Origin of the sequence: Acinetobacter sp. 5862 (assembly GCF_024494585.1) — a bacterium.
GTDB lineage: Bacteria > Pseudomonadota > Gammaproteobacteria > Pseudomonadales > Moraxellaceae > Acinetobacter.
On sequence record NZ_JANHGP010000030.1, the window covers coordinates 1 to 3,046 of the forward strand.

General features: G+C 37.0%; 3 protein-coding genes and 1 pseudogene. 1 reads left to right on the plus strand and 3 read right to left on the minus strand.

Going from position 1 to position 3,046, the window contains the following annotated elements:
* Positions 1-75: 75 nt before the first annotated feature.
* Positions 76-303: pseudogene (locus NO346_RS05155) on the minus strand (MFS transporter); the annotation flags it as partial.
* Between the two features lie 517 nt (positions 304-820).
* Between NO346_RS05155 and NO346_RS05160 the strand changes: the two are divergent.
* A complete protein-coding gene (locus tag NO346_RS05160) occupies positions 821-1,300 on the plus strand; it encodes a lytic transglycosylase domain-containing protein (protein WP_228127634.1) in 480 nt (159 codons plus the stop codon).
* A gap of 61 nt (positions 1,301-1,361) precedes the next feature.
* Here the strand turns inward: NO346_RS05160 and cysK are convergent, their stop codons facing one another.
* Positions 1,362-2,363, minus strand: coding sequence for a cysteine synthase A (cysK, locus tag NO346_RS05165; protein WP_256414474.1), 1,002 nt, complete (start codon positions 2,361-2,363; stop codon positions 1,362-1,364).
* Between the two features lie 122 nt (positions 2,364-2,485).
* Positions 2,486-2,731, minus strand: a complete 246-nt coding sequence (locus tag NO346_RS05170) for a hypothetical protein (RefSeq protein ID WP_256414475.1) — start codon at positions 2,729-2,731, stop codon at positions 2,486-2,488.
* Between the last annotated feature and the right edge of the window lie 315 nt (positions 2,732-3,046).

The window sequence follows — 3,046 nt, forward strand, 5'->3', positions numbered from 1 at the left end:
AGGAAGAAATTTAGAGTAAAAGATATTGATGAGCTATTTAAAAAACACTGTGATAGTTTATTTAGTAACTAGCTATATGAATCCTGTGAACAACAAACCAATCGCGAGTGCAATGGTTGAAAAAGATAAAGGGAAACTACTGTGCGTTGGTGTGACCTGAAAGAATTTTGCAAAGATCGGCATCATCGGCTGTACACAGTACAAGGATGAAAAGGAAGCAAAACCAGCAAAGAACAAAGACCATAAAATCGCAGTAAACGATTTTGAACCATATTCGATATGGGTTTTGACAATGTCCGACATAAATCAGCTTTTTCTACAGATCTGGTTTGATTTTAGTCTCTTTTAGACTTTCTGTAATGGATGCCTTTAAAAAAACCTGAAAAGTTGGGCATTGCATATAGTTTTCTGCAAAATAACCCTATATTTTGTAGGCTAAAACGTACACGAGTTGGGGTAATTAGCGAATATACGACTAAAGTTTAATTATCTATGATATTAGTCATAAAGAGATAGGATGTCTCATTCAGAACAACAAGAAACACAGGATGTGGTCGTTGACAGGAGTTAACGGCAAGAAACCAAATATGAAAAAGCCTCGACAGGATGTCGGGGCTTTTTCTATTGATAAAGAGATATTCACATGATCATAAAGTAACTGTTATTGACTCATTTATTCGTGGTTAATACCATCCATTTAACTTAACACTAACGGTTTATTATTTTGCAATTCATCTCCATTCACCATGATCAACAACGATCTATAAAAAAATTAAAAAGGCTGATTATTCAAATAAGTTTGATTGTGATTGCAATCAATATGACAGCTTGCAGTAGTTTAAGTGGATCATTCGCCAATCGCTCTACTCAGTTGTCATCTGGACTACAAAATGCCTATTCTGTTTCTCCAAATACAGCAAATCGCTTATCCCCAATGATCGTGCAAAATGCAGAGCGTTATGATATATCACCCACTTTACTCGCTGCGCTCATTCGCCAAGAATCAAATTATAATAGTTCAGCACGCTCCCCTACAGGTGCGATCGGTTTAACTCAAATAGTTTCGACTCATTGGCGCCAGTCTTGTCCTGGCAATCTTTATGATGAAAATACTAATATTAATTGCGGTGCATATATCCTATCGACCTATTATAAATCAGCTGGCAGTTGGTCAAAAGCCGTGGCGTATTATAATGTTGGGCCATCAGGTTATGAACGGAGTTTTTGGACACGCCATAAAGGTAAAAAGTATGCTCGTTCAGTAAAACGTCATGAAAAAATCTTAAAAAAAGCCCTATAAAATAAAGAGTAAATAAAAAACCATGCTCTTAGGCATGGTTTTTACTCACTAAACAATAGAATCAAGCTTCGTCAAATAAACCTTCAAATAACACCGAAGACAAATAACGCTCACCACTATCAGGCAAGATCACCACAATGGTTTTGCCTGCATTTTCAGGGCGTTCAGCAATTTGTGCTGCCGCCGCCAATGCCGCACCGCTTGAAATACCCACTAAAATTCCTTCTTGAGTTGCACACTTTCTTGCCCATTCAATCGCATCCGCACTATTCACTGGCAACACTTCATCGACCAAGTCTAGGTCTAGGTTTTTAGGAATGAAGTTCGCTCCAATGCCTTGAATCTTATGCGGTGCGGGTGAAATGCTTTCACCATTTTTAGTTTGAGTAATGATTGGAGATTCAGCAGGTTCAACTGCGACAGAATAAATTGGCTTATTCTGAACTTGCTCAAAATAACGAGAAATGCCAGTAATTGTCCCGCCAGTGCCAACACCCGCAACTAGAATATCAACTTGCCCATTGGTTGCCTGCCAGATTTCTGGACCTGTGGTATCGACATGAACCTGTGGATTGGCTGGATTTTCAAATTGTTGTGGTAGAAAATAAAACTCAGGATTTTCCGTTGCTAAACGAACCGCTTCATCTACTGCACCTTTCATACCTTTGGCAGGTTCAGTTAAAACAAGATTCGCGCCTAAAGCTTTTAATACTTTTCTGCGCTCTAAACTCATACTGGCTGGCATCGTTAAAGTGATTGGATAACCTTTTGCCGCTGCAACAAACGCTAAAGCAATACCTGTATTACCGCTAGTCGGTTCAACAATATGCATACCCGTTTTAAGTACACCACGTTTTTCCGCATCCGCAATCAACGCTGCGCCTATACGGCATTTTACTGAAAATGCTGGATTACGGCTTTCCACTTTTGCCAATACTGTAGCATCTGATTTAATCAAGCGATTGATACGAACTAAAGGTGTATTACCAATGGCTTCGGCATTGTTTGCATAAACAGCGATACCTAGGTTGGCAGGCGTTGGAAATTGCTGATCGGTCGACATGTTATTTCCTTATTAGATTTGGAATGATTCTTAAGCATTATAGGCTTGTGAATCTAAGAGGAAAGTAGAAAACATTAAGATTTATGAAAAGTTTTTCCCACATTTATAGTTTTCTTCGCCGATTATGCACCCGTAAACCATGAGAAAAACACATAGTCATCGGACGTTTCATAAAATATCTCTATCTCATTCCAATCTGCTGTTAATCCTAATGCTAATTTTATATCTGAAGAAATAGGTAAAGTAAAACTTTCAACTGGAGTAACCTCCACACCGTTATGATAAATTCCCCAACGATCAGAATATTTTAGATTTTTCGCATTCTGATTTTTCTTTATTAATTTTTGGATAGAATACACTATATCCATTGTGTTTGTTCTTGTACTTCTAATTCAGTTAGTTTTTTTAAATTAGCTTTCTCTAATATAGGTAATAGCCAAATATCAAAAAATATTTTTTAAATCTGTTTTAGATATTATATTTTTTACTTGTTTAAAATTTGATTTAATTTTTTCTAAGGAGATTTCATCTTAATCAATGACAATCATATAATTAAAATAAATGTAACATAAAAAACACCCCTAACCGTTAGGTTAGGGGTGTTTAGTATTTAAAAGCTGGCGATGACTTACTCTCACATGGCAAATGCCACACTACCATCAGCGCTAAGAGGTTTCACTTCT